Source organism: Thermodesulfobacteriota bacterium, from assembly GCA_040753795.1.
GTDB lineage: Bacteria > Desulfobacterota > Desulfobacteria > Desulfobacterales > Desulfosudaceae > JBFMDX01.
On sequence record JBFMDX010000002.1, the window covers coordinates 80,380 to 104,267 of the forward strand.

Genomic DNA, 23,888 nt, shown 5'->3' on the forward strand with positions numbered 1-23,888 from the left:
GCCCCGGAAAGGCCCAGAGGGGCTGGCAGGCGCAAAGACCAGCCAACAATCAACCGGCATCGTATGTTGTTAGAAAACCATTACGAGACGATGAGCAAATCTAAACAAATCAATATTTTCCTAAAATACGACAAGTATGAGGCCCCTTCCCCCAAATTATTCTTTCAGATAAACCGGATCGAAAAGCAGGTCAAGCCGGGAAAAAATCGGTTTTCTGAAAGAGAAACAATGTTTGCGCCAAAATATATATATTTGAAATTATTATATATCTTTTTTCTATTTCGGCAACCTATTCGAATTAGGGCATCTATTTTTGTTTTAATTTTTTGATACTTTTCAGGGCAGTTACCGTGTTTTCAGTTTACCGCCTTCATACTTTACTTCCATTTTCTTTTTTTTTCTTAATTTTTCTTTTATTTTCTTTTTCGAAGAAATAACCGTCGGGAGGCACCATAAAAATTATTTTTGGGCCTTATAAAAATTTATATTGACACCGAAACCTCAGAAAAATATATTATGCAGATTTTAGGGCCGTTAACTCAGGCGGTAGAGTATCTGCCTTTTAAGCAGAGAGTCGTTGGTTCGAGTCCAACACGGCCCACCAGATGGGAATGCGTCCCCATCGTCTAGTCCGGTCCAGGACACCGGCCTTTCACGCCGGCGACAGGGGTTCAAATCCCCTTGGGGACGCCACTCCTTTCCCTTGTTGTCTGTCCCAGCAAACCTTTTGCATCAATCTGACCCGCAAATAATGTTTTCGAAAACAGGTCAAATCGCTTGACCTGTTTTGTTTGATATAATAAATAGAAATGCGCAGTCATCTACTAATGCCCGTCGTTTTTAATTAGGAGCGTCAAGATATGCTTCAGTTCATGCGTCAGAAAGCGTCCTCTTGGATCATCAAGGCATTATTGTCACTTATTGTGCTGGCCTTTATCATCTCAATGGGAGTAGGCAGTTATCGTAATCGCGATGATATTGCAGCGGCGGCAACCGTTAACGGAGAGGAAATCAGCGTTACCCAGTTTCAGGAACGTTATTATGTTCTGCTGGATAATGTCCGGCAGCAATTCGGTAATCAGCTGAATGAGGAACTGCTGAAGATGATGAATCTAAAGGAGCGAGCTCTGGACCAGCTGATATCGGAGACGCTTCTGGTTCAGAAGGCAAAGGAACTGGGGTTTGACGTGTCTGACCGGGAACTGTCCAGGAGCATCAAAGAGATGAGCCTTTTTCAGCGGGACGGTAAGTTCAACAAGGCTCAATACAATGGAATTCTGCAGCGGAACCGGTTGACGCCGGAAATATTCGAGCAGCAACTCCGGCGCGACATGCTGACGCGGAAAGTCAGGGACCTGATTACAGACAACATCAAAGTGTCCGAAGATGAAGCCCGCCGCTGGTATGACTGGCAGCACTCGAAGATAAAAATAAAGGTGGCCGTATTCGGCCCGGAAAACTTTCTCCCGCTCAGTCCGTCGGAAGACGAGATCGGACGTTATTTCACTGAAAACAAGGGAAAATACAAATCCGGAGAAAAACTGGAGGCGACTTATCTCCGCTTCAATCCGGATGATTATATCTCCAGAGCAGCCGTGGATGATGCCGCTATTCAGCAGTATTATGATGATCATCAGGACATCTATCAGAAAGAGAAGACCGTAGACGTCAGCCATATTTTATTTAAGGTGGATGAGAACGCCTCGCAGGAAACAGCAGCGGCCAAAGAGACGGAAGCCACGAAAGTATATGACATGGTTACCTCCGGCCAGGATTTTGCCGCCTGCGCCAAACAATATTCCGAAGATACCAGCAGCTCGGCCGGAGGAAAGCTGGGGACGTTTACCAGGGAGGAACTGGTCGCTCCTTTTGCCGATCAGGCCTTTTCCATGGAAGCAGGTGAAATCAGCCGGCCGGTTCGGACGCTGTTCGGATGGCATATCATCAAGTTGGACAGGGTGACGGAAGCCTCGGTGACGCCGCTGGAGACGGTAAGGGTCAACATCAACAAAACGCTGGCTCAAAAACAGGCCAGGGATCTGGCCCATGAAGAGGCATTAAGGTTGTTTGACGCGGCCATTAATAAAAATAGCGTGAAAGAAGCGGCGGAACAAAATGGGATGACACCTCAAACCACCCCGTTGTTTTCAATGACTGACAGACTGGAGGGAATCCCCGGAGACAGCGAATTCATCCGCCAGGCGTTTGATCTCCAGGAAAACGAGATCAGCGATGTGGTCGAAATAAACGGCAGTTATTATCTGCTCCAGGTCAACCGGCGCCTGGCGCCGGAGGAACCGGAACTGGTGGCGGTGCGGGACAAAGTGGTGGCGGACCTGGCCGCCCGGATGAGAAGGGATGAAGCTGAAAAAGCGGCTAATGCATTTTTAAATAAGCTTCAGGCCGGAACCGGAATGGATCAGGCTGCCGAAGAAGCGCATACCGAGATAATCGCCACCGGCTATTTCGGCCGTGGAGAAAACGTTCCGGAGTTGGGCCGGGAAGCCGAACTATCACAGGAGGCCCAGGCGCTTAACAGTCAGGATCGTTTTGTCAACAAGGTGATCGCCGGTCAGGACGGCAAATATTATGTCGTCTGGCTGGAAGACCGAAAGGGACCGGAGCAGGATGCCTTTTCCAGAGACAAAGAAAGCATAATGTCACAACTGGTGCAGGCTAAGAAACAGGAGATTTTTAATTCCTGGCTGTCATCCATGAAAGCGCAGAGTGAGATTACGCAGGATGATCGCATCCTGAAGCGGTGAGGAGGAATTTGGAATGGGGGATAATGAAATTAAATTGCCGCGGGCGTACAAGCAATGCCCGGATTGTCTTGAAAAACTGCCCGTACACGCAAAGCGTTGTACCCAGTGCGGGCTGCGGGTGGGCAAAATCATGCCCGATGGTAAAGCGCGAAAACCCATCGACTGGAAGGGGTATTTCATCAGCGCCGTTCTCATTGCGGCGCTGGTCTATTATGTTAAATGGGCGTTTTTTTCCGATTGATGGCGGCGCCTGATCAGAAGCTGGCGGTATAGTTGAAAAAAACCTGCGGGCCATTGATATCGACGTCACCCAGCGTGTCATTGAAATCCAGGGAGGCCGTGAACCACCTGAAGCCCATACCCAGCGCCGAGTCCCGGCTGATGCTGAATTCGGCGCCAAATCGCAGATACCCCCCGACACCTAAAGCCGAGTCGTTTTCGCTGATGTCGATCTCATCCGTTTCTTCCGTGCCGTCCTGCTCAAAATCGGCGGAAATGTGCCCGTACATCAATAGCGGTCCCGCGCCGCAATAAAACCTGATCTTGTCGCCGGCACGTGTGTTTATTTGCGGCCCTAAAAAAATATCAAAAAGAAGCAGTGAGCCGTCGGCCGACATTTCCGTCTGACCGTTTGCCGTTGTGGAGTCCACGTCGTCTGCCATCCCGCTGAAAATGGCTCCATACTCAACCCCCAGAGCGGTCTTTTCCCCGGCCAAATTGCTGTAACCGGCGGCGCCGATGGAAATCATATCGGATAAGTTCATCTTATCTTTCAGGTCAAAATTTTCCAGGCCCTCAACCTCCTTAAAATCAATCTCATCTTCATCCAGAGCAGTAAATCCAATTAAAAACTGTGAGCCGGTTTCGCCTGAAAAACCCCATACGGGTACCATCAGGCCAAGACATAATATCACCCCTCCCAGAATGAGCGAATGCCGATATTTCATTTTGGAATCCTCAATTTAATTTTTGTGTAATTGTCCCGGGCGAAGATTTCTTCCCTCCCGGAGTCGGCCTCTAACGGCCCATGTCCCTCGTGCCAGGCGTCGTATCACGTTTTGCAGATAATGAAGGTTTTGTGAAAATATTTTTACAATAAAATTTCTAAAAAACAGATTATCTGCAGCTCCAGAAAGGTTCGTCCCGCCAGTACCCGGGCCGCACTTCCAGGTTGATCCATTGGCCGGGAACCCACCGGCCGCACTCGTAGTGCGCCGGGTTCCAGACCCGTTCACAAACGGGAGGAACCCAGACCCTCCGGGTTTCACAGTAATGGTCGCGGGGCCTTGGCGGAGGGCTCGGGCAGGAATACGTTACATGCCTAACCACCGGCTGTCCTTCGGGCGCGGAACAGTTATTGATGATCGCGCTTCCCAGTATGGCGGCGCCGAGGCCGATGGCAACGCCCTGCCATTGATATCGCTGCTTGCTGCCGGCGAATACCGGATTCACGGAAAGAGACAGAAGAAAAACGACCGCTAATGATACCAGACAAAGTTTTTTCATGGTTGCCTCCTTGTTGATGTTGCCCGGTCCATTGTTTTCATGGACATTCAATTCGCTTTCTTTGATTCCGCGTAGTTGTTGATTTCGATATTGACCAACTCGACCGCTTTATTGACGATCTGGTTTAACAAATGAATATGCTCGGGGTCTTGTCCTATTGCCGCCGCCAGGGGCAGATAGGATTTTGCCCGCTGGGCTTTTATCTCTTTCACCTTTTTCTTCCCTCTTCCGGACAATTCGATCAGGTGAACCCGCATATCGGTTTTGGAAACGCTCATATCAATCAGGTCCAGATCTGACCTGAGGCGTTTGATGTCCATGGATAGGGCGCTCTGTTTTACACCCGGGAAGAAATGAGACAGTTCCGTCATACTCATGGCTCCCTGGATGTTGAGCAGTTCGAGAATCAAAACCTCCCGCTCTTTTAGATCATCGGCATCATTTTCCGCCATTTGGATGGCGCGATAGATTCTCATCTTGATGCTCAACCGCGCTATGCTGTTAAATAAGTCATTTACCATACTTTCTCCTGTTTGATTTATATTTTAAATTAAAAAATATGTTTGTCAACAAAATTATTTAAAAAAATTTAAATAAAACCAATATGCCTATTATTTAAAAAATACTTACCCTTTTCCGCTGTATTTTTAAACAGCATTTTTATATAATAAAAAAATATGGTTATAATATTAAAATATAACGCTAAAAAGTATTCTGCCGCGCTGATCGTTTTGCATCAGGGAAAAGAAATCCAAAAAAATCGGAGAGAATCGACATGACTACCAACCGGAAAAAAAGAACACGGGACATTGAGAAAACCTACCCGAGGAAGCTGTTTATCGCCAAGCTTCGCCGCCTGGCCGATTGCCTGGAGCAGGGGAAACGGTTCCGCATTCAGATCGCGGATGAAAAAATTACTGTTCCCCTGGATGCCGTCGTTACCATCGAGCACGAACGGGAAGGCAGAAACGAGGAAATCGAGTTCCAGCTGAAGTGGCACAACGAGCCGCGATAAAGGGACCACCAATGAAAAAACCCAGGGTTATACTCCGCTCTTGCCCGGAATATGATGCCGACGCTATATCGGGCATCCTGAATGAATCGGTCCGCGATCTGGGCGTGACCTTTACGGGCAATGTCTTCATCAAGCCCAACGTCGTCACTGCCAATAAAAAATATATCCATAACTCCTACACCCATCCGTCTGCGGTGGCTGCCATGGCGGAGATTGTAAAGGGAAATGCCGTCCGTCGCATCACCATCGGCGAGTCCGGCGGCTATGGCATCCCTTCCCGGCTGTTTTTAAAAGAAGCGGGTTATTATGAAATGGCCCGGAAATCAGGCGTGGACCTGGTTGATTTGAACGAGCATCCGGTGGTAAAAAAACCGCTGTCCAGAGCCCGCTGGCACAAGCACATTCTCCTGTCCAGATATATAGCCGAGGCTGATGTCAAGATCTGGATGCCCAAGCTTAAGTACCATATTTTTGCCTCCATCACCAATTGCCTTAAGCTCAATATCGGAATTCTAACCCACCGTGAAAGAATGCTTTACCATGACCACCGCATACATGACAAAATCGTGGATCTGCTGGAGCCGGGTTACCCCGACCTGATTGTGTCGGACGCGATTGACATCACCTATGGGTTTGAGTCCGCTCCCTATCCGGTCCGGCTGGGGCTGCTCATGATCGCCGATCATCCTCTGGCCGTCGATGTGGTCGCCGCTCACATCATGGGATATAATCCCGGTGATGTTTTGCACCTGAAAATAGCCGCCGAACGCGGATACGGTTCGCTGGATCTTAACGACATCGATATCTCCGGTGACATCGGTTTGGAGGACCTCAAGGCCCGTCCGAAAGGGGAAAGACGGCTGTTTCAATCCCTTCAGGCGCTGGACACCCCCATCCGTTTTTTTTCCGGTCAGGCATGGGAGACCGGACAATTGTGCGACGGCGGCTGTGAGGGCGCCGTTAAGGGATGCCTGGGGACCATCGAAAAGCGCCGTTCGGGATCCCTGCGCAGGGCCCGGGAAGGCGCCATCGTCTGCGGGGTGTATGACGGAGATGTCATCCTGCCGGCCGGCCGCCCGGTACTGATGGTGGGAGACTGCACCCGGGTCATGGGCAGGCTGGAAGCAGAAAAAATATATCGCGTCAGGGGCTGCCCTATCGGCGCCCGGGATCTGATGCTGAAAATACCTTTCATCTTTAAACTTCCCAGCCCCATGCTGGATGCGCGGGACGCGGCTCTTTTTGTCTGGAATTCCATTGTTAAGATATTTTATATATTGAAAAATCGTTTGCTGCGTCTTTCCTGAAAAGCGGCGGATGACAGGCGAACGGAGGCACCGATGGGTATCAGCAAAGCCTGGCTGGTTCATATATTATATTTTCAGTCGCTTACCATCCGCTGGAACAACCATGGACGATTGCGGACCATCTTTTGTCGGCCCGTATGATTGATTTTCCGGGAATAAAGCCATATATTAAAAAGAGACGGGTTTCGAAGAACCTGACAACGAAGTATCGGATAGGAGTCTGTAAGTACATGCACAGCAGTAACAGTTCCTTTGATGTGATGGGAGCATGCCATCGGGTTTTGTTTCAGTCGCCGGATATTCCTCAATTATGCCAGGCCGGAACCGTCGTTGACCTTCATTTTCATTCACATTATTCCGACGGCGCCAATTCCCCTCGGAAAATAGCCGAAAAAGCCGAACGGCTAGGCATCGGCATCGCCATTACCGATCACAACGGTATTGAAGGGGCGCTGGCTCTTGACCGGCAGTCAACGATCTTAAATATCCCGGGGATTGAAATCACTTCCCGTGAAGGCGCCCATATCCTTCTTTATTTTTATACCGCCCGGTCTTTGAGGCGGTTTTTCGAGGCTGACGTCAAACCGTTTCTGGGGAAGGAAAGAATGTCCTCTATCGCGCTGTCAATGGAAGACATCATCCGAAAGGCGCGGCCTTATGAGCCCGTGATCATCTTTCCTCATCCGTTCAGCGCCATGTATACCGGAATCTGTAATCCGATGTTTTCGCAGGAGAGGCAAGAAACTCTCCTCTCCTCCGCAGACGGCGTCGAAGTCATTAATTCCGGCAACCTGAAAAAGTGGAATTTACAGTCTGCTCTTCTGGGGTTTAATCTGAACAAAATCATGACCGGCGGCAGCGACGGCCACAGCCTTTACCAGATGGGTAAAGCCCTGACCTGCGCCTCCACCCCTCCGGACCGAACCGCTTTCCTGGATGCGCTCAAAGCCGGGAACACCCGGGTGGTAGGAAAAGAAATCGATTTTATTCACAAAGTCGCCTCCAACGGCGCCAAACTACCTGCCAGCGTGAAAAACTCCGGCGATCTGATGGGGAAAAACGTCCGTTACGGCTACGCGCTGTTCAATCATAAATCCCGCGGAGTGAAAACCAGTATGCGTCGCCTGTTCAACCATCACCTCATGAAAAAGTCCGCCTGATCATTTCCCGGACGTTTCTTTTTTCGGTATAATAAGGTATATTTTATCCTTGATTTCCTGTTTCCCCCTGAATATTATCATAAAAATTTAAGCGTCCGGCCAAAACTTGATTAACCGGACAACGGTTCGCAGTTGAAAAAGGGGGAGGGGAAAGATCGACGATGTCAACGGAATATTACAAAACACGACCGGTGCAGGTCGAAACTACCGTAAAACAGCCGACGGGATTGCGTAGAAGCAACCGTTTTCAGGTTACCAACGCCAGCATCAAGCTGCGCAAATCAGGCATGCTGCAGTATCTTTTGAATTCCAACAACCATGCCTCCCTGGTCAACTTGAGCATCAGCGGTATCCAGTTGATGATTACTCAGGCATTAAAGGCGGAGGACAACTACCAGATAAATCTGTATACCCCTGCTTTCATCAACCCGGTTATCATGAAAGCCAAAGTCGTCTGGTGCCGGCCCTACAAGAAGTTTTTCGACAAAACCTATTACCGGGCCGGGTTTCAATTCGTCAAGATCAGTCAGGAGGTAACCTGCGAATTGAAACGGTTGGAGGATATCGCTACCAAGCGCGTGTCAAGGCCGAAACTGCAAGCGGTCTGAATCCTATCGAAACAAGGCTTATTCCACGCCAATTTCCATGGGGGCGATGATCTCCGGGTCTCCGGAAAAGGAAAAACCGGGCAGATCCAGCTTACCGGCCCTCCAGCCTCTGTGAAGCAGCTTCCCCGAAAAAGGCGGGTCCCCCGTAACATTTCCGCTTAAGCGGTAGGCGCCGGGATCAAAACCAGCCGGTACCGATACTGTCTCCCCCTCACCCTGGCTGGATAAAGGCTGCAGGGTGACATACCGGGCCAGGGCCGCCTTGCAATGCGCATGAATACCCCGGGCCGCCGCTCCGATCTGGCCGTCTTCGTACTGTTCCAGGTCTTCGTTCAGAAAATCCAGCAGACGCCCCTCGGTCTGCAGCACGGAGAGCAGATGAAGGTAAAGCCTCTGGTCGTGGTGCAGGCGCTGCTTCTTCTCATTTGGCGATGGCTCCCGAGGCCCGGGTTTCTCCTGACCGGCGGCAGCGGCTTCTATCTCCTGCTCTTTGGGGCACGCCCGCCGCAGGCCCAGCCACAGCATCAGGCTCCAGAGTATGATCAGGACGGCCACGGCGGCCATCAGAACGGGTTTTGCCAGACCGGCGGGAATCAGGCTGCCCGGCCAGGCAGGTGATCCGTCCGGTATCAGTAAAAAGCACAGGACTTCCGTCACACAGAGGAGCAGCACTGCAAACAGGCCTGTCCACATTGCAAGACGGGCGCTTACGGAGACAGATTTTTTCATGGGAGATTTGTCTTTCTTATCGATTTTTTTCGCTTACTGCTGGCCAGCCGCTTGAGACTGACCACCGGCTTCCGGTCTGGCGGGGACGGGTGTTTCCTTCTTATTCAGTTCAACAAAAAGATCGGCGACACTCCCCTTGGCGAGGATCTCGTCAAACTGGGAGCGGTAGCTTTTAATAAAACTGACGCCTTCGATTTCCACATCGTAGACCTGCCACCGGCCTTCGGCGGAATAAAACCGGTACACCACTTTGATCACATCATTTTTGGTTTTCAAAAGGGTGGGCACAAACACCTTGTCGCCTTCTTCCGTAGCTGCTTCATAGGTTATGGTCAAATCGGAATAAAGCGATGTCTTATCCAGATATGAATTTTTGAGGCGCGTCACAAACAGGTCCACAAACCGGTCCCGTTCTTCCGGCGACAATCGGGCCCAGTTTTCCTTGCCCAGGGAAAGTTTGGCCATGAGCGGGAAATTAATGACCGGGTTGACGACATCCATGATCTGTTTTCTCTTGTCCGTTTCCGCCAGGCCTGTCTGTTCCAGAATGGCCAGAATGGCGTCGGTTCTGGTTTTCAGCAGGGTGACGACTTCGGCGGTACGGTCTCCGGCCTGGGCCGAGTAAGACAGGATGACGAACACCATCGCTATCAAGACGACCGCGACGGCACCATATCGCTTCTTCATTTTACTACTCCCTGATATTTTTGTTCCTGTTGCTCTCATAGGAATCCCGAAGAAGAATATATAGATCCAGGGAGTCCTGGGTCAAGGCCTCGTATTGGCCGATCCGGAGAGAGGTCCCGTTGACCATATTCACCGTGGTTATCGCCGCTCTTGCTTCGGAATCTTCAATATAATGAACCGGGTTCAGGAACCAGTCGGCGACTTTGCCGCAGGCGTCCCGGACATTGGAGGGGCCGAACAGGGGCAGGACGACATGAAATCCGCCGCCCATACCGAAATTGCCCAGGGTCTGCCCGAAATCCTCATCATAAACAGGCAGATCCATCCAATTGGAGGCGGGATCCCAAAACCCGGCGATCCCCGCCGTGGTATTCACAACAAACCGCGCGGTCTCCGCTCCGGCTCTTTGCAATTTAAACTGAAGCAGGTTATTGACCAGCCTGACCGGAAATCCCAGGTTGACAAAAAACCGGCCGATGCTCACCCGGATTGGTTCCGGCAGCACGAATTTGTATCCGCGGGCTATCGGTTTTAGCACCCAGTAATAAAGCCGGTCATTGACCGTGGTCATGACCCGGTTATATCCGGCCAAAGGATCAAAGACCTCTTCCCCGACGGCTTTTTCAAATTCGTCAAAGTCGCTGAATTCATCATCTCCGGCGCTTTCGGCAAAGTCGCTTCCGTCATCGACCGCCGCGGCGGTGGTCTGTCCCTGATCATCCGCCACTGTCAGATTCGAAGAGAACCCGGCGGCCATTCCGGGGGTATCGGCCGCGACCGTCGAAAACGGGCTCATGCCCGCAAGTACTATCGCCATCAGCAGGACCGCCCCGAAACTTTTTGTCTGTCGCCCACTGTTCTGATTTGTATTCATCATTACTGGCTAATATTTTTTTAAAAAGTCATGAGCCGAATTCGCGGTGGCCTTTATCCGGATCAACCCCCATGAGTCGTCCCGTTTCAACCGGAACATCAAAATACACAGTCCGGGATGAAAAATCAAGGCCGCCTGTTTTGTCCTGCTGCGTCTCCATTAAGAAGGCGGGGAAGGCAACTTTTTGATTTACATTCTATTTTTATTTGGGTATAAAAAAAATCTGCGCCTTGAATGTTCTTTGTTTCCCTTAACCGAAACCTTTGATTTCATTAGATTTTAAGGAGCTCCTATGGCAACGATGCAAACGATTGACGGCAATACGGCTGCCGCTTATGTGGCTTACGCCATGAGCGATGTAGCGACACTGTATCCCATTACGCCTTCTTCACCCATCGGTGAAACCGCGGATGAATGGGCCGCCAAAGGCAAAAAGAATATTTTCGGTCAGGCCATGCTGGTTCGTCAGCTTCAATCCGAAGCCGGCGCCGCCGCCGCGGCCCACGGTTCCCTTGCCGGAGGCTCCCTGACCGCCACCTTTACCGCCTCTCAGGGGTTGCTGCTCATGATCCCCAACATGTATAAAATGTCCGGCGAGCTGCTGCCCGGCGTTATTCATGTCACGGCCCGCGCCGTGGCCGGCCACGCCCTGTCCATTTTCGGGGACCATCAGGATGTCATGGCCGTCCGTCAGACCGGCTTCTGCATGATCGCTTCGGCGTCGGTTCAGGAGGTCATGGACCTGGGTCTGGTCACCCACCTGTCGGCCATTGAAGCCAGTCTGCCCTTTGTTCATTTCTTTGACGGATTCCGCACCTCCCATGAAATTCAGAAAATCGCCACTATTGACTATAACGACATGGCCAAACTGGTCAATCAGGAAGCAGTGAAGTCTTTCCGCGCCCGGGGCGCCAGCCCGGAACGGCCGGAACTGCGGGGAACGGCCCAGAATCCGGACATTTATTTCCAGAACATGGAGGCCTCCAACCTTTACTACGAAAAAGTGCCGGCCATTGTAGCCAAATACATGAAGAAGGTCAGCGACCTGACCGGACGAAAATACAATCTGTTTGATTACGTGGGCGCGCCGGATGCCGAACGGATCATCATTTCCATGGCATCCTCCTGCGAAACTATCGAGGAAGCCATCAACTATATGACCGCCCGGGGCGAAAAGGTCGGGCTGGTCAAGGTCCGGCTCTTCCGGCCTTTTTCCGCTGCTCATCTGCTGGCCGCTATTCCTGCCACGGCCAAAATCATTACCGTGCTTGACCGGACCAAGGAGCGCGGGGCCATGGGTGATCCCCTCTTCGAGGATGTCTGCACCGTTTACCTGGAACGTCGCGAAACCCCGACCATTCTCAACGGACGCTATGGGTTGAGCTCCAAGGAGTTCACCCCCAGCATGGTCAAGGCCGTTTATGACAACATGAAGGCCGCTGCCCCGAAAAATCATTTTACCGTTGGCATTAACGATGATGTCTCGCATACCTCCCTGCCCGTGACCGAAACCATTGATACGGCGCCGGCCGGAACGGTGCAATGCAAGTTCTGGGGACTGGGCGCGGACGGCACTGTCGGCGCCAACAAGAGCGCCATCAAGATTATCGGCGACAATACCGACATGTATGCCCAGGCCTATTTCGCCTATGATTCCAAAAAATCCGGCGGGGTGACCATGTCTCACCTGCGTTTCGGCAAGAAACCGATTCAGTCCACCTACCTGATCGATGCCGCCGATTATATCGCCTGCCACAAGGACAGTTATGTCAATGTCTATGATTTGCTGGAGGGGATCAAGGAAGGCGGCACTTTTCTGCTGAATACCAACTGGACCCTGGCGCAGATGGAGGAAAAACTTCCCGCATCCATGCGGCGAACCATTGCCGCCAAAAAACTCAAATTCTATACCATTGACGCCGTGAAGATCGCCGAAGAACTCGGGTTGGGCGGCCGCATCAACATGATCATGCAGACCGTTTTCTTCAAGTTGGCCAACGTCATTCCGGTGGAGGACGCCATTGCTCATCTCAAGGATGAAATTAAAAAGATGTTCGGAAAGAAAGGCGACAATATCGTGGCCATGAACTGCGGGGCCGTGGACCAGAGCCTGGCCAATCTGGTCGAAATCGCCTATCCGGCCTCCTGGGCGACGGCCACGGACGCAGGTGACGCCGGCGCCGGCTTGCCCGATTTCGTGAAGAACGTGATGATGCCCATGCTGGCTCAGCAGGGCGACAAGCTGCCGGTGAGCGCTTTCCGGCCGGACGGCATTTTCCCGACGGGCACGACGAAATATGAAAAACGCGGCATCGCCATCAAGGTTCCGCAGTGGGTTCCGGAAAACTGCATCCAGTGCAACCAGTGTTCCATGGTCTGCCCGCACGCGGCTATCCGGCCGGTCCTGCTGACGGAAGACGAAAAGAAGGGCGCCCCGGAATCCTTTGTCACGATTCCGGCACAGGGCAAGGAACTCAAAGACCATCATTTCCGGATCCAGGTCTATACACAGGACTGTCTGGGTTGCGGCAATTGCGCCGATATCTGCCCGGCCAAAAAGCCCGCCCTGGTCATGCAGCCCCTGGAAACCCAGCTTGACCCGCAGGTGGCCAACCATAAGTTCTCGGAAACCGTATCCATCAAAGACCAGTTGCTCAAACGCGACTCCATCAAGGGCAGCCAGTTCTGCCAGCCCCTGCTGGAGTTCTCCGGTGCCTGCGCCGGTTGCGGGGAAACGCCTTATGCCAAACTGGTGACCCAGCTCTTTGGGGAACGCATGATCATCGGAAACGCCACCGGCTGTACCTCCATCTGGGGCGGTTCGGCTCCGGCCATTCCTTACTGTACCAACAAAGACGGCTTCGGTCCCACCTGGGGCAACTCCCTGTTCGAGGACCCTGCCGAATTCACCTACGGCATGCTCCTGGCCGACAAGCAGCAGCGCGCCCGTCTGGCGGACCTGATGAACCAGGCCATGGCAGCGGATATCGACGCCGCCGTCAAAGAGGCCATGACCGGGTGGCTGGAAAAGAGGAATGACGCCTCCGGTTCACGGGAATACGGCGACAAGCTGAAAGCGTTGCTGCCGAAATTCGCTAACGATCCGCTGCTGGCGGAGATCAATGCCATGTCCAGGCTGTTTACCAAGAAATCCTACTGGGTTTTTCTGGGCGACGGCGCGGCTTATGACATCGCCTTTGGCGGCGTGGATCATGTCCTGGCCTCGGGCGAGGATATCAACGTCATTGTGTACGACACCGAGGTGTATTCCAATACCGGCGGCCAGTCCTCCAAGGCCACGCCCACCGGCTCCATCGCCAAGTTCGCCGCCTCGGGCAAAAAGACCGCCAAGAAGGACATGGGCGGCATGTTCATGACCTACGGTTACGTCTATGTAGCCAGCGTGGCCATGGGCGCCAACAAGCAGCAGCTGATGAAGGCCCTGACCGAGGCGGAGTCCTATCCCGGACCGTCGCTGATCCTGTGCTACGCGCCCTGCATCAACCACGGCATCAAAAAAGGCATGGGCAAGAGCCAGGAGGAGATGAAACTGGCCGTGCAGAGCGGGTACTGGCCGCTGTACCGGTTTAATCCCCTGCTGAAAGAAGAGGGGAAAAATCCCTTTACGCTGGAATCCAAGGAACCGGACGGAACCCTCCAGGAGTTTCTGGCCGGCGAAGTGCGTTACGCCGCCCTGCAGAAGTCCTTCCCGGAAGAGTCCAAACGGCTTACGGTTCAGCTGGAAAAGGAATACCGGGAACGGTACCAGCGACTCAAAGCCATGGCCGGCGGCGGGGAAGCCGGGAAGGCGGAATAAGTCTCGGCCGGCAAAGCGTGGACGGTACCAGCGGATCAACGCCATGGCCGGCAGTGACTTTTTTCGCGACTGATCGCTTTCGGGATTCAGCCAACGCCTCCGCTGAAATCGCATAAACTCGGCCTGACGGCCTTAATCAGTGGCATCCGGGAGCGCAGAAAGTATATTTTGTTCGCTCCCCCGAGCATTTTGGGCGGGAGCAACGTCCTTCGCTGAATTTCTCGAACTCGGGCTTCGCCCTCAAACAGCGAGAAATTCTTGACGCGAAGGACGTTGCTCCCTTGTTTCCCAAAATGCTCGAAGGTCGCTCACAAAAATACTTTTTCCGCCGCCATCTGATATTGACTATTCTTTCTCAAGCCGGACCTGTTCAATCTCTCTATTGCCCTGATTTTCATTGTGCCGGATGCTGGTTGAATTAAATCCACAGGGTTTTAAATGTATTGGAAAAATCAAGAGACGATCGTTTTTTATATTGTTGCGTTCGTGGTATTTATTATTCACCTCTGCTCCACAAATGCTTATTTTGTCGTCAGCAATATCCCGTGGCCTTAGACTTTATTGATGATTGCCTTTAATTTTCTTATGTTTGTCGGGTTAGTCGCTTATACTAAATGGTGCTGGAAGGATAAGGCGGTCGCAACAAGTCTTTACCGGATTTTTAAAATATATTTTGTGCTACTGATTTTTACGGCTGTTTTCATCGTGCGCTTAAAATCAGCAGGTAGACTATAATTAGCGCATAGCCGCCAAGTTCAAAAAAAGGTACTCAGGGCAAGTACGTTTTGAGAAAGTCCTTTGTGAGCGATCTTGATTATTTTGGGGAGAAAGCGCGAGCGACGCTGGCGTTAAAATTTTCTCGCTGTTTGAGGGCGAAGCCCGAGTTCGAGAAAATTAGCCAGGGGAGAGAAGCGCGCCCAAAATAATCAGGGAGCGAACAAACGGCTTTCTCAAAATATTTACCCAAGGGGGATGGTTGATAGCATGCAACCGTTGGATCTACGAAAAACCCTCAACTGGGACGCCTGCGTCGAATGCGGGGAGTGTCTGGTCAATTGCCGGTATATTGACTTTACTCGGGACGAGGCCGTCCGGGAAATCAAAAAGGTCAACCGGGGGGACACCTCCGGCATTCTGGAAAAATGCGTCAGCTGCTACGCCTGCGATGCCTTCTGCCCCAACGACGCCCACCCTTACGAACGGATCATCTCCGGCTGGGACGAACGCAACAAGCAGCAGGGACTGCCCATGCGGGCCGCTTACCTGATGCCCGGCCGCCGACCCAATTTCCGGGAGGACATCCCTTTTTACGCCAGCGAAAAAGAAATCCTCAACAAATGGAACCAACCCGATCCCCCGGCCCAAACCGTTCTTTACCCCGGCTGCAACCTCCTGGCCATGCCTTTTCTGGCGACGGGGAAAATCTTCGACCTGCTGCCGGTCTGGGGAAACTTCGATCTGTGCTGCGGTGAGATGTTCTTCCGCACCGGCAATCTGGACAAAACGCGAGAGATCGCGAAAAAACTGACGGAATTTTACCGGGACAAGCCGGTCCGGGAAATGGTTTTCATCTGCCCGGCCTGCTTCAACATGTTTACCAATGTTCTGCCGAAGCAGTTCGGGGCTGAGTTCGACTTCAAGACCACTTTTCTGACCGACTGGCTGACGGCGGCGCTGGCTGACGGCCGCCTGTCTATCACCCGGCCCCTGACCGGCAGCGTGGTCATGCACGACTCCTGTCATGCCCGGGTTTTAGGCGGCGCATTCATGGAGTCCCAGCGTGCCATCTTAAAGCGCCTGGGGCTGACCGTTCATGAAACACCGCAAAACAGACAGCACGGGCTGTGCTGCGGCATGGCCGCCGGCGCCAACAGGTTTTCCGTGGTCGATCTGGTCAAAAACGCCCTGCGACAGTTGCTGACCCTGGACCGGGCCGAGGGAGATGCCGCCGCCATTTACTGCACCGGCTGTCTGCTCATGCTAAGCTGCGTCCGGCCATTGGCTCCCTTCGGCAAACCGCTGGTTCACCCGCTGGAATACATCCGCCGGGCCATGGGCGAATCTGTTCCCCGGCGAAACATTCCCCGGGCCCTGTCCATCACCGCCGGGATTCTCTCCCACAGCCTGCCATGGTATTTCAGCCGGAAAACATTCCGTCCTTAGAATGACACGTGCTACGGTTTTTCCTTCCAGACCAGCCGCATCTGATTGAGTTTCAAATCCATCGTGTTGTCCATGATATGCAGATTGGGTATCTCTTCCGCCCCGTCCCCCTCCAGAGAGACGTTCGCCAGAACCTGCTCTTTAAACGGAATCGTCAACTCCGTTTTCAGGGGAATCTCTGCGGAAAAAACGGTACTGATCGGAATTTCGAAGGTGTCTTTGATCTCAACGCTTACGGGTGATTTCAGGGCCAGTTGAAAATCCTCCTTGACCACCACCTGCTGATCGACCGGAATGGTCGCTTTAACCGGAATATATCCCTTGATGGGAACAGCGATCGGAACCCCCAGTATCGTGGTTTTAATGACCGTATCCACAAAAACCTCCGTTTCAATGGGAATGTCCGACTTGAAGGGGACGGTCATGTAAACCGGGATGGTGGTATTCAGCTCAACCGGAACATCCAGCGTTTTGTTGAAGGGAATGGAGAAATGCTGCTTAAAAGGGATTGTTACGGAAATAGTATCATTGAGCGGCACGCGCAACAACTGGTCAATCTTGGCGACCACCGGGAAAGAAGCCGCCATCCGGGCTTTCAGGTCCTGCTGCCCCAGGGCTACTCTCAAACTGATCCTGTCTAAAGGGTCATAGGCCAGGAACAGGTACGCCAACCCCGCTACAATCACTACCATGCCGAACGCAAGGCCGCCCAAAGCGACAAGAAGCCCGCGACCTGCCCTGATCGTGATATGATACTCCCGCATGTCGCTGTTCCGATCGACAGGAAAAGGTCGCGTTATTTCTTGGGTGTGGGAATCACCAGAACCGGGATCCGGCTTTTCTTTAAAACGCTTTTGGTCGTGGAACCCATGACCGCCTCCGCCAAGACATTATATTTGCCGTGGCCCATGACGATCAGGTCACAGTCGTATTTTTTTACCGCCGCGAAAATTTCTCCAACCGGGTCGCCTTTTTTGACGATGATTTCATCCGCCGGGATGTCATGCTGCTGGAGTTGCCGCTTGACGTCCTCGATGCCTCCCCCCAGGGTGTCCCGGACGATATCCGCTTCCCGGCGTTTGCCGATAAGAATATCCCGGGCGCTCTGGGCATGTTCGTCATGCTGTTCATCAAGCTCCCTCATTTTTTCGCTGCCGAGAAATACGGACAGCATGTTTCTCGTGTTCTGGGGCGGATCGTCCCCCATGACATGAAGAATGACAATGCCCGCGTTGCAAAAAGCGGCGACGCTGGACGCGTATTGAAAGGAATAACGGGCATGCTCGGAAAGATCGGTGGGGAAAAGGATCTTTTTAAATTTCGTGATCACAGTTGACGCTCCTCACTGTTTTTATTGGTTTAATAAATAACGCTATGACGTTTTTATTTTTTGTGCGCTCTGTACTCTTCCAGCGCTTTCAGCACCTGATCCATGAGTTCCTTGGAAAAGGCCTGGCCGGCAAGTTTTTCACGTGTTTTGATGCCGGCCTTCCGGATCGTCTCCATATCTTCAGGAGACAGGGTCACGGGCTTTATGTTGCATTTTTGTTCAAAGGCCGCCAGGCTCTTTTCCTCATAGGCACGGCTCTGTTTCCTCCACTCATCTTCCAGGGTATTGACCTCATAAACGAGCATTTCCTGAATATTCAGCGCAAATGTTTCGGACACGTTAAACTGCTTGCGCAGCCTGTCTTTCGTATTGATGCTGACCAGCGCGGCGCCGGGGGAATACAGCAGCGGCTGCTTGACATAATAATTCACGTATTGATATGCCTGCATGCCGAGCATCCATGCCGCGGGCGCCAGATTGGTATCGGCCAGCCCGGTGCTCATGGCCGAGACGATTTCAGGGACGGCCACGGGCGTCGCGTCAATTCCGAGTTCGCCCAGAAAAGTGGTTTCCATGGTGCCGAACCAGGTCAGCACCTTCTGCTTTTTAATGTCGGCCAGGCTTGAAATCTTGTTTTTGGAAAACAGATAAAAATTACCGGTATCGATAAGGGATGACAGGATATAGCCCCGTTTCTCGCAGGCGCTGTCGAGTTCTTTTCTGAATTTTTTGGTAATGTAATCCACCTCATCGTAGTTGTTGAAAAGCCCTGGCAGAAGCAGCACGGACGTTTCCGGCGACGCCGCCAGGATACCCAGGGCGGTACAGCCGCAGGAGTCGATCTGGCCGATATCCATCTTTCGCAGAATATCGGTATCTTCACCCATGACACCGCCGCTGTATATTTTCATTACCACCTTGCCCCCGCTCAGCCTGTCGATCTGGGGGATGAGAACTTTTTCCGGCAGATTCAGCCAGGGCGTGCCGGTCGGAGCCAGGGTGGCAATGGTTATCGTCATTTTCTCGCCGTCGGGAATGACCGAGGCGCCCGCCTTCCAGACCATTTCCCTGACCTCTTCCCAGTTCATGTGGGGAGCAAGCAGTGCTTCCACGCGTTTGGGGACTTCCTGTAAAATATACCGTGAAGTCCTGATACTATTCAGGATGGAAAGGAGGGCTTTTTGTGTGGAAGCGTCTTTCAACTCCTCCTTGGTTATGGCGCCTTTGTTCACCATCTCTTTCAGCGTTACCTGCTTCTGTTTCAGGGCCGGGCTGAACTCCTCGCCGGTGAGCAGCGCTTTGATGCTTTCATTTAAGACCCCCCGGGCATCTTCCTTGGAAAGATCCGCACCGAAAGCACTTGCTGCGAGAGCGATTATCATACAGAACGCAACAGCGAGTGATAAGGCTTTTTTTCCGGATGGTTGGCGTGATGCATCACCCATGGTAATCTCCTTTCTGGTATATACTATTTGCGCATCCCTTTTGCGGCGAACGGTGGATATGATCGTTCCGGTTCAGGCCAGCCAGGTGCGTGTTTCATCAATCCCCTGTATTATGGATTTTGTCTGTATCATGTTTGCGGTTTGTTGTCAAAACACCGATTCGGGCAAATTGTGCAGCCATGCGCGGCAGCAATAAAACGCACTGTTTTTATTTATAATACAGGTCTCCGGACCGAAAACACGATAACCGCCGCGATCAAATCAAGGCCGATAAATATACCGTAAGCTCTGTTATAGGAACCGGTCAGGTCAAAGCTCGCTCCGGCAATGATGTAACCTGCCATCTGCATGACCAGAAAAACAGCCATGAACCGGAACACCGCGGTGAACGACTCTCTTCCAAACAGATCCGCTACGATAATGGGATAGGTTGCCATTACCCCTCCCATGGCAAAGCCGAACAGGAGAATAAACACGCCGATCGCCACGGCCGAATGCGCCGCCAGTGCCGCCACCAGACCGACGGCGTTGGCGATCATGATGGCCGAAACCACCCGGGTCGGGTTGATGGAGTCGCACAGGACCCCCCAGATATATTTTCCGACTGCCCCGACAAACGCCGTCACGGTCATTAAAATCATGGCGGTTGAATCGGAGAACCCCACATCCACAAATCTTGGTTTTAACTGGGACATGACGCCGACCACCCCCATCATGGCCATGGCATAGGCCAGTCCCAGCTGCCAGAACGCCGGAACCCGGATCAACCGAGCCAGGGTCCAGTAAGTCTGTCTGTTGCGGCCGCCATCGGCCGGGAGTGGAACCGCGCCGGTTACGCCGACGGCAGATGGCGGCGGATCGGGGTAGCTATACTTACCCGCTGAGGCCGGGTCACTGCTCCCCCCATCCGGGAATAAACCGCGTTTTTCGGGCCAGTCTACCACTACCAGCCAGAACAGGGGGGCCAAGGCGATAACCATCGCTCCAAGACAAACGGATGCACCGGTCATCCCCATCCGGAAAATCAGCGCCATGGCGATAATCGGCAGAACCGCCCCGGAAAAGGAGATGCCCGAGGTGGCAATACCCAGGGCCGCACCTTTTTTTTTGATGAACCAGTTGTTGACGGCTGAATTGGCGACGATGCCGCCATAGGCATAATTACCGAAAAACAGCAGCACATAAAAAAAATAGAACAGCCCCAGGCTGGATGTCTGAAAAAGCAGAATAAAAGCGACACCGCCGAGCAGTGATCCAGCCATCATCAGCTTTTTGATGCCCAGCCGCATGATCAGTGTGCCGTAAATGAACTGTCCCAGAAATCCAAACGGCGTACTGATGACCAGCGCCATGTTCACCTGGGTCCGGGTCCAGCCGTGGGCCTGGCAGAGGGGCTCCAGAAAGGCGTTAAAGGCGTAAAACCCCGTGCCGGTAGACATGAAATTGGCGATAAACGCTACTGCTACAATATACCATCCATAAAATATCGGCTCCGGACCGGATGACTCGCGCATCTATTCCATCCCTTCCGGCAGCGGTGTCATGGCTTCGCCGCCCAGTACATAACCGCCGTCAAGCCTTAACACGCTTCCGGTCATGAAGGGGGCGTCCTCGATGATATACATCACGGCCTTGACCACATCCTCCAGGCACCCGGTCCGTCCCATCAGGGTATGGCCGATAATCGCCTGTCTCTGGTCGTCGGTCAGCAGCCCCCATCCGCGGGTGTCCCGCGCGTGGCGGGTGTCAAAAAACCCCAGCATGATTTCATTGACCCGCACCTCCGGCGCGCCCATGCGGGCCCATGTTTCCGTTAAAATAGATATCCCCCGGCTGGCGGCGGCGTAACCGTCGTTAAAGACAGGTGCGGCCGGCCCGGCCCGGCCGACGATAGCCGCGATGGAGGAAAAATTGATGACTACCCCTTGGCCGGACGTTTTCAGATGCGGCAGGGCCTCTTGGAAAACCCATTGCTTGGCCCGCAGGGTGGTGGCCATTTCCATGTCCCACTGAGTCGCCTTGTAGGGGCCGTGAACCACCGGCCAGCCGCCGCGTTCAATATTATTGATCAGAATATCGAGCCGGCCGAACCGGGCGACGACCCGGTCGATCAGAGCGGGTATCCGGTCGGTTTGATTGAGATCGATCTTCAGGACTTCATAGTCTGTTCCGGTGGCGGCAAAAGCGGCCTTCATCTCCGGCAGGCGCTCTTCCCAGTCATTATAAGTCAGGCCCAGACGGACCCCCCGGCGGGCCAGGGCCAGGCCGATTTCCCTGCCGATTCCTTTTATGGCGCCGAGCACCAGGGCGGTTTTCCCGGTCAGTTCCATCAAGCCCCCGCCTGTTGCGGAAACAGCATACGGCCTGTCCAGGTCAGAGCCAAATGCAGCAGTGCCCGGTCATCCTGTTCCGCCGCCGTCAAGTCAACGCCTGTCATACCGGTCTCGGCCAGCCGGCCGGTTTCAAAGATCTCTTTCCGGAACCGGTCCAGGTCGTAACAGCCGGTATAAAAAATATTGGCTTCCGCCAGGGACAGTGAACGGCCCGGCGCAAGCCGGTTTTTAGCGCTGATCAACTCCATCATCCGGTCATTCATCCGGTTGTACTCCGCCAAGCCCTGTTCTTCTACCCACTGGCGCACCGTCTGAGTCCGGTCCTGATCAAAGCCAAGGCAGTGATCTTCCCGGATCAGGAAAAACCGTTCGCTGATTTGTTCGGTTTCTCTTGACCGGGATGCCAGCCGGATCAGGGGATAAGAGCGGCAGGAGGAAGGACGGTCTTCATAGACGCCGCATCCTTCGGGCGCGACAAACGGGCAGCGGAGATCATCTGGTGAGCCCGTCGTCAGAGAAACGACGACCAGGCCGGTTTCCCCGCCGGTCTGCTGTCGGGTGTAGCGGGAGAGAAACTCGCCCGAGGTCAGGCCCAGGCGGTTTTTAAGGCGCAGAATATCGTACGGCGTCAGGAACTGAACCAGGTCGCCGCAGCACTGGTTGAAGCAGGTCACCTTCCGGTGGCAGGCGAAACGGAACGAATCTCCCGGCGAAAGTTCAATAGGGTTATGATTGTCCATATGGTTTCGGGATAAAGCGGCGGACGCGGCTATTCCCCTTCGAACTCAACCAGAGTAAAGATGGAATACTCCTTGATCTTCTCTTTTCCCTTCAGGTCCGGCAGATCGATGACGAACGCGCACTCCACCACCTCGCCTCCCAGCTTTTCGGCCAGGTCAATAGCGGCCTTGACGGTTCCGCCGGTGGCGATAAGGTCGTCGATGATCACCACCCGGTCGCCCTTTCTGATGGCATCCTCGTGAACCTCAATGCTGTCCTGGCCGTATTCCAGGGCGTAAGACTGGCTCACGGTGCGGTATGGTAATTTTCCTTTCTTCCGGACGGGGATAAAGGGAATTCCCAGAAGGTAGGCCAGCGGTGCTCCGAAAATCAGCCCCCTGGCGTCAATCCCCAGGATGGCGTCAAGATTCATGGCCTTGTACCGGTCATAAAAGCAGTCAATAACCTTCTTGAATGCGGCCGGCTCCTGCAGCAGCGTGGTGATATCCCGGAACATGACTCCCTTGGCCGGCCAGTCAGGCACGGTCCGGATGGCTTTTTTTATATCCGACATGACACTTCCTCCTTGATTTATATTTTAACTATTGCCGCCAGTAGAATCCGCTTCACTTTTTCGGCGTTGCTGTTGAACACGGCCATGATTTCCTTCCAGGTCACCGGCTCCTCATCTTCCTTCCAGCAGTCGTAATCAGTGGACATGGCCACAGCCGCGTAAGGGATGCCCGCTTCATTGGCCAGGGTCACTTCCGTGGCCACGGTCATGTTGATGACATCCGCCCCCCAGATCCGGAACATACGGGATTCCGCCCGGGTGGAAAACCGGGGGCCTTCAATAGTGACCACGGTCCCGCGGTCGTGAACGTTAACCCCCATTTCAACGGCGCAGCCCAGCAGGATCCGGCGCAGATTTTCGTCAAAGGGGTCGGCCATGGGCGTGTGAGCGCTCAAATCCATGCCGACGAATGATTCAAAAAAGGTATTCTTTCTGTTCTTGGTAAAATCGATGAACTGATCCGGGATCACGAAATGCCCCCGGTCGATCTCCTGTCGCAGGCTGCCGCAGGCGGTCGTGGCCAAGATATGGGTGACGCCGTTGTCCTTGAAGGCCTGAATGTTGGCCCGGTAATTGACCCCGGACGGAGAATGCTGATGTTTTTTGCCGTGCCGGGGCAGAAGGACCACTTCCACGCCTTCTACCTTGCCGCACATCAGCGGCGCCGAAGGCTCTCCATACGGGGTGATGACGTCGATTTCATGGGGTTCTTTCAGCAGGTCCGGGTCGTCCAGCCCGGAGCCCCCGATAATGCCGATCTTTTTCATGGTTCCCCCTGATTTGGAAATTGACATGACGATTTTTCTTCAACAGGCCTCGGCATTGAATGCGTCGAGGTCGCCGAGAGCCTGACGC

Annotated in this window: 22 protein-coding genes and 2 tRNA genes; 10 read left to right on the plus strand and 14 right to left on the minus strand. The window is 53.1% G+C overall.

Going from position 1 to position 23,888, the window contains the following annotated elements:
- The first annotated feature begins 528 nt into the window (after positions 1–528).
- The 4 genes from AB1724_03130 (at position 529) to AB1724_03145 (ending at position 3,006) form a co-directional block, all read left to right on the plus strand.
- A tRNA-Lys gene (locus AB1724_03130) sits at positions 529–604 on the plus strand.
- 11 nt (positions 605–615) lie between these two features.
- Positions 616–693 (plus strand) — tRNA-Glu (locus AB1724_03135).
- 167 nt (positions 694–860) lie between these two features.
- Positions 861–2,765 carry a SurA N-terminal domain-containing protein gene (locus AB1724_03140; GenBank protein MEW6076787.1) on the plus strand — a complete coding sequence of 635 codons (1,905 nt, stop codon included), beginning with the start codon at positions 861–863 and terminating at the stop codon, positions 2,763–2,765.
- 13 nt (positions 2,766–2,778) lie between these two features.
- Positions 2,779–3,006: a hypothetical protein gene (locus tag AB1724_03145; GenBank protein MEW6076788.1), complete on the plus strand. Its 228-nt coding sequence runs from the start codon at positions 2,779–2,781 to the stop codon at positions 3,004–3,006.
- A gap of 13 nt (positions 3,007–3,019) precedes the next feature.
- On the opposite strand, the gene AB1724_03150 is transcribed toward AB1724_03145, so the two are convergent.
- From AB1724_03150 to AB1724_03160, 3 genes are all read right to left on the minus strand, one after another.
- Entirely contained in the window at positions 3,020–3,712 is a 693-nt protein-coding gene (locus AB1724_03150) for a hypothetical protein (GenBank protein MEW6076789.1), read from the minus strand.
- 169 nt (positions 3,713–3,881) lie between these two features.
- Positions 3,882–4,271, minus strand: coding sequence for a hypothetical protein (locus tag AB1724_03155; protein ID MEW6076790.1), 390 nt, complete (start codon positions 4,269–4,271; stop codon positions 3,882–3,884).
- 47 nt (positions 4,272–4,318) lie between these two features.
- On the minus strand, positions 4,319–4,792 hold the full coding sequence (locus tag AB1724_03160; protein ID MEW6076791.1) for a MarR family winged helix-turn-helix transcriptional regulator: 474 nt from the start codon (positions 4,790–4,792) through the stop codon (positions 4,319–4,321).
- 254 nt (positions 4,793–5,046) lie between these two features.
- Between AB1724_03160 and AB1724_03165 the strand changes: the two genes are divergently transcribed.
- The 4 genes from AB1724_03165 (at position 5,047) to AB1724_03180 (ending at position 8,361) form a co-directional block, all read left to right on the plus strand.
- The gene (locus AB1724_03165; GenBank protein MEW6076792.1) at positions 5,047–5,286 is read left to right on the plus strand and encodes an amphi-Trp domain-containing protein; all 240 of its coding nucleotides are present in this window, start codon (positions 5,047–5,049) and stop codon (positions 5,284–5,286) included.
- Between the two features lie 11 nt (positions 5,287–5,297).
- The gene (locus AB1724_03170; GenBank protein MEW6076793.1) at positions 5,298–6,593 is read left to right on the plus strand and encodes a DUF362 domain-containing protein; all 1,296 of its coding nucleotides are present in this window, start codon (positions 5,298–5,300) and stop codon (positions 6,591–6,593) included.
- 230 nt (positions 6,594–6,823) lie between these two features.
- Positions 6,824–7,753 carry a PHP domain-containing protein gene (locus tag AB1724_03175; protein MEW6076794.1) on the plus strand — a complete coding sequence of 310 codons (930 nt, stop codon included), beginning with the start codon at positions 6,824–6,826 and terminating at the stop codon, positions 7,751–7,753.
- Positions 7,754–7,914: 161 nt separating this feature from the next.
- Positions 7,915–8,361 carry a PilZ domain-containing protein gene (locus tag AB1724_03180; protein MEW6076795.1) on the plus strand — a complete coding sequence of 149 codons (447 nt, stop codon included), beginning with the start codon at positions 7,915–7,917 and terminating at the stop codon, positions 8,359–8,361.
- An 18-nt stretch (positions 8,362–8,379) separates the two neighbouring features.
- Here AB1724_03180 and AB1724_03185 read toward each other — a convergent pair whose 3' ends face one another.
- The 3 genes from AB1724_03185 to AB1724_03195 are packed head-to-tail and all read right to left on the minus strand — an operon-like array spanning position 8,380 to position 10,594.
- The gene (locus AB1724_03185; protein ID MEW6076796.1) at positions 8,380–9,090 is read right to left on the minus strand and encodes a DUF2760 domain-containing protein; all 711 of its coding nucleotides are present in this window, start codon (positions 9,088–9,090) and stop codon (positions 8,380–8,382) included.
- A gap of 33 nt (positions 9,091–9,123) precedes the next feature.
- Complete coding sequence (locus AB1724_03190) at positions 9,124–9,777, minus strand: ABC transporter substrate-binding protein (GenBank protein ID MEW6076797.1); 654 nt, start codon at positions 9,775–9,777, stop codon at positions 9,124–9,126.
- A gap of 4 nt (positions 9,778–9,781) precedes the next feature.
- Complete coding sequence (locus tag AB1724_03195; GenBank protein ID MEW6076798.1) at positions 9,782–10,594, minus strand: VacJ family lipoprotein; 813 nt, start codon at positions 10,592–10,594, stop codon at positions 9,782–9,784.
- A gap of 349 nt (positions 10,595–10,943) precedes the next feature.
- Between AB1724_03195 and nifJ the strand changes: the two genes are divergently transcribed.
- Both nifJ and AB1724_03205 read left to right on the plus strand, forming a co-directional pair.
- Positions 10,944–14,468 carry a pyruvate:ferredoxin (flavodoxin) oxidoreductase gene (nifJ, locus tag AB1724_03200; protein MEW6076799.1) on the plus strand — a complete coding sequence of 1,175 codons (3,525 nt, stop codon included), beginning with the start codon at positions 10,944–10,946 and terminating at the stop codon, positions 14,466–14,468.
- Between the two features lie 984 nt (positions 14,469–15,452).
- Positions 15,453–16,631 (plus strand): (Fe-S)-binding protein, encoded by a 1,179-nt coding sequence (locus AB1724_03205; GenBank protein ID MEW6076800.1) that lies wholly within the window; start codon positions 15,453–15,455, stop codon positions 16,629–16,631.
- An 11-nt stretch (positions 16,632–16,642) separates the two neighbouring features.
- On the opposite strand, the gene AB1724_03210 is transcribed toward AB1724_03205, so the two are convergent.
- From AB1724_03210 to mtnP, 8 genes are all read right to left on the minus strand, one after another.
- Positions 16,643–17,395: a hypothetical protein gene (locus tag AB1724_03210; GenBank protein MEW6076801.1), complete on the minus strand. Its 753-nt coding sequence runs from the start codon at positions 17,393–17,395 to the stop codon at positions 16,643–16,645.
- A gap of 32 nt (positions 17,396–17,427) precedes the next feature.
- On the minus strand, positions 17,428–17,961 hold the full coding sequence (locus AB1724_03215) for a universal stress protein (GenBank protein ID MEW6076802.1): 534 nt from the start codon (positions 17,959–17,961) through the stop codon (positions 17,428–17,430).
- 53 nt (positions 17,962–18,014) lie between these two features.
- Positions 18,015–19,343: a TRAP transporter substrate-binding protein DctP gene (gene dctP / locus AB1724_03220; protein ID MEW6076803.1), complete on the minus strand. Its 1,329-nt coding sequence runs from the start codon at positions 19,341–19,343 to the stop codon at positions 18,015–18,017.
- Positions 19,344–19,618: 275 nt separating this feature from the next.
- Positions 19,619–20,920 carry an MFS transporter gene (locus AB1724_03225; protein MEW6076804.1) on the minus strand — a complete coding sequence of 434 codons (1,302 nt, stop codon included), beginning with the start codon at positions 20,918–20,920 and terminating at the stop codon, positions 19,619–19,621.
- Positions 20,921–21,736 carry an SDR family oxidoreductase gene (locus tag AB1724_03230; protein ID MEW6076805.1) on the minus strand — a complete coding sequence of 272 codons (816 nt, stop codon included), beginning with the start codon at positions 21,734–21,736 and terminating at the stop codon, positions 20,921–20,923. It lies immediately after the preceding gene.
- The gene (locus tag AB1724_03235; GenBank protein ID MEW6076806.1) at positions 21,736–22,479 is read right to left on the minus strand and encodes a YkgJ family cysteine cluster protein; all 744 of its coding nucleotides are present in this window, start codon (positions 22,477–22,479) and stop codon (positions 21,736–21,738) included. Before AB1724_03235 ends, AB1724_03230 begins: the two co-directional genes overlap by 1 nt.
- Positions 22,480–22,508: 29 nt before the next feature.
- Positions 22,509–23,033 carry an adenine phosphoribosyltransferase gene (locus tag AB1724_03240; GenBank protein ID MEW6076807.1) on the minus strand — a complete coding sequence of 175 codons (525 nt, stop codon included), beginning with the start codon at positions 23,031–23,033 and terminating at the stop codon, positions 22,509–22,511.
- A 17-nt stretch (positions 23,034–23,050) separates the two neighbouring features.
- Positions 23,051–23,800 carry an S-methyl-5'-thioadenosine phosphorylase gene (mtnP, locus tag AB1724_03245; protein ID MEW6076808.1) on the minus strand — a complete coding sequence of 250 codons (750 nt, stop codon included), beginning with the start codon at positions 23,798–23,800 and terminating at the stop codon, positions 23,051–23,053.
- Positions 23,801–23,888: the final 88 nt, after the last annotated feature.

Coding starts and splice junctions, on each gene's coding strand:
- AB1724_03160 (MEW6076791.1), bottom strand. CDS start 4,792: ATGGTAAATGACTTATTTAACAGCATAGCGCGGTTGAGCATCAAGATG.
- AB1724_03140 (MEW6076787.1), top strand. CDS start 861: ATGCTTCAGTTCATGCGTCAGAAAGCGTCCTCTTGGATCATCAAGGCA.
- AB1724_03155 (MEW6076790.1), bottom strand. CDS start 4,271: ATGAAAAAACTTTGTCTGGTATCATTAGCGGTCGTTTTTCTTCTGTCT.
- AB1724_03240 (MEW6076807.1), bottom strand. CDS start 23,033: ATGTCGGATATAAAAAAAGCCATCCGGACCGTGCCTGACTGGCCGGCC.
- AB1724_03225 (MEW6076804.1), bottom strand. CDS start 20,920: ATGCGCGAGTCATCCGGTCCGGAGCCGATATTTTATGGATGGTATATT.
- AB1724_03175 (MEW6076794.1), top strand. CDS start 6,824: ATGCACAGCAGTAACAGTTCCTTTGATGTGATGGGAGCATGCCATCGG.
- AB1724_03170 (MEW6076793.1), top strand. CDS start 5,298: ATGAAAAAACCCAGGGTTATACTCCGCTCTTGCCCGGAATATGATGCC.
- AB1724_03180 (MEW6076795.1), top strand. CDS start 7,915: ATGTCAACGGAATATTACAAAACACGACCGGTGCAGGTCGAAACTACC.
- AB1724_03165 (MEW6076792.1), top strand. CDS start 5,047: ATGACTACCAACCGGAAAAAAAGAACACGGGACATTGAGAAAACCTAC.
- AB1724_03190 (MEW6076797.1), bottom strand. CDS start 9,777: ATGAAGAAGCGATATGGTGCCGTCGCGGTCGTCTTGATAGCGATGGTG.
- AB1724_03205 (MEW6076800.1), top strand. CDS start 15,453: ATGCAACCGTTGGATCTACGAAAAACCCTCAACTGGGACGCCTGCGTC.
- AB1724_03195 (MEW6076798.1), bottom strand. CDS start 10,594: ATGGCGATAGTACTTGCGGGCATGAGCCCGTTTTCGACGGTCGCGGCC.
- dctP (MEW6076803.1), bottom strand. CDS start 19,343: ATGATAATCGCTCTCGCAGCAAGTGCTTTCGGTGCGGATCTTTCCAAG.
- AB1724_03210 (MEW6076801.1), bottom strand. CDS start 17,395: ATGCGGGAGTATCATATCACGATCAGGGCAGGTCGCGGGCTTCTTGTC.
- AB1724_03150 (MEW6076789.1), bottom strand. CDS start 3,712: ATGAAATATCGGCATTCGCTCATTCTGGGAGGGGTGATATTATGTCTT.
- AB1724_03145 (MEW6076788.1), top strand. CDS start 2,779: ATGGGGGATAATGAAATTAAATTGCCGCGGGCGTACAAGCAATGCCCG.
- AB1724_03235 (MEW6076806.1), bottom strand. CDS start 22,479: ATGGACAATCATAACCCTATTGAACTTTCGCCGGGAGATTCGTTCCGT.
- AB1724_03230 (MEW6076805.1), bottom strand. CDS start 21,736: ATGGAACTGACCGGGAAAACCGCCCTGGTGCTCGGCGCCATAAAAGGA.
- AB1724_03185 (MEW6076796.1), bottom strand. CDS start 9,090: ATGAAAAAATCTGTCTCCGTAAGCGCCCGTCTTGCAATGTGGACAGGC.
- nifJ (MEW6076799.1), top strand. CDS start 10,944: ATGGCAACGATGCAAACGATTGACGGCAATACGGCTGCCGCTTATGTG.
- mtnP (MEW6076808.1), bottom strand. CDS start 23,800: ATGAAAAAGATCGGCATTATCGGGGGCTCCGGGCTGGACGACCCGGAC.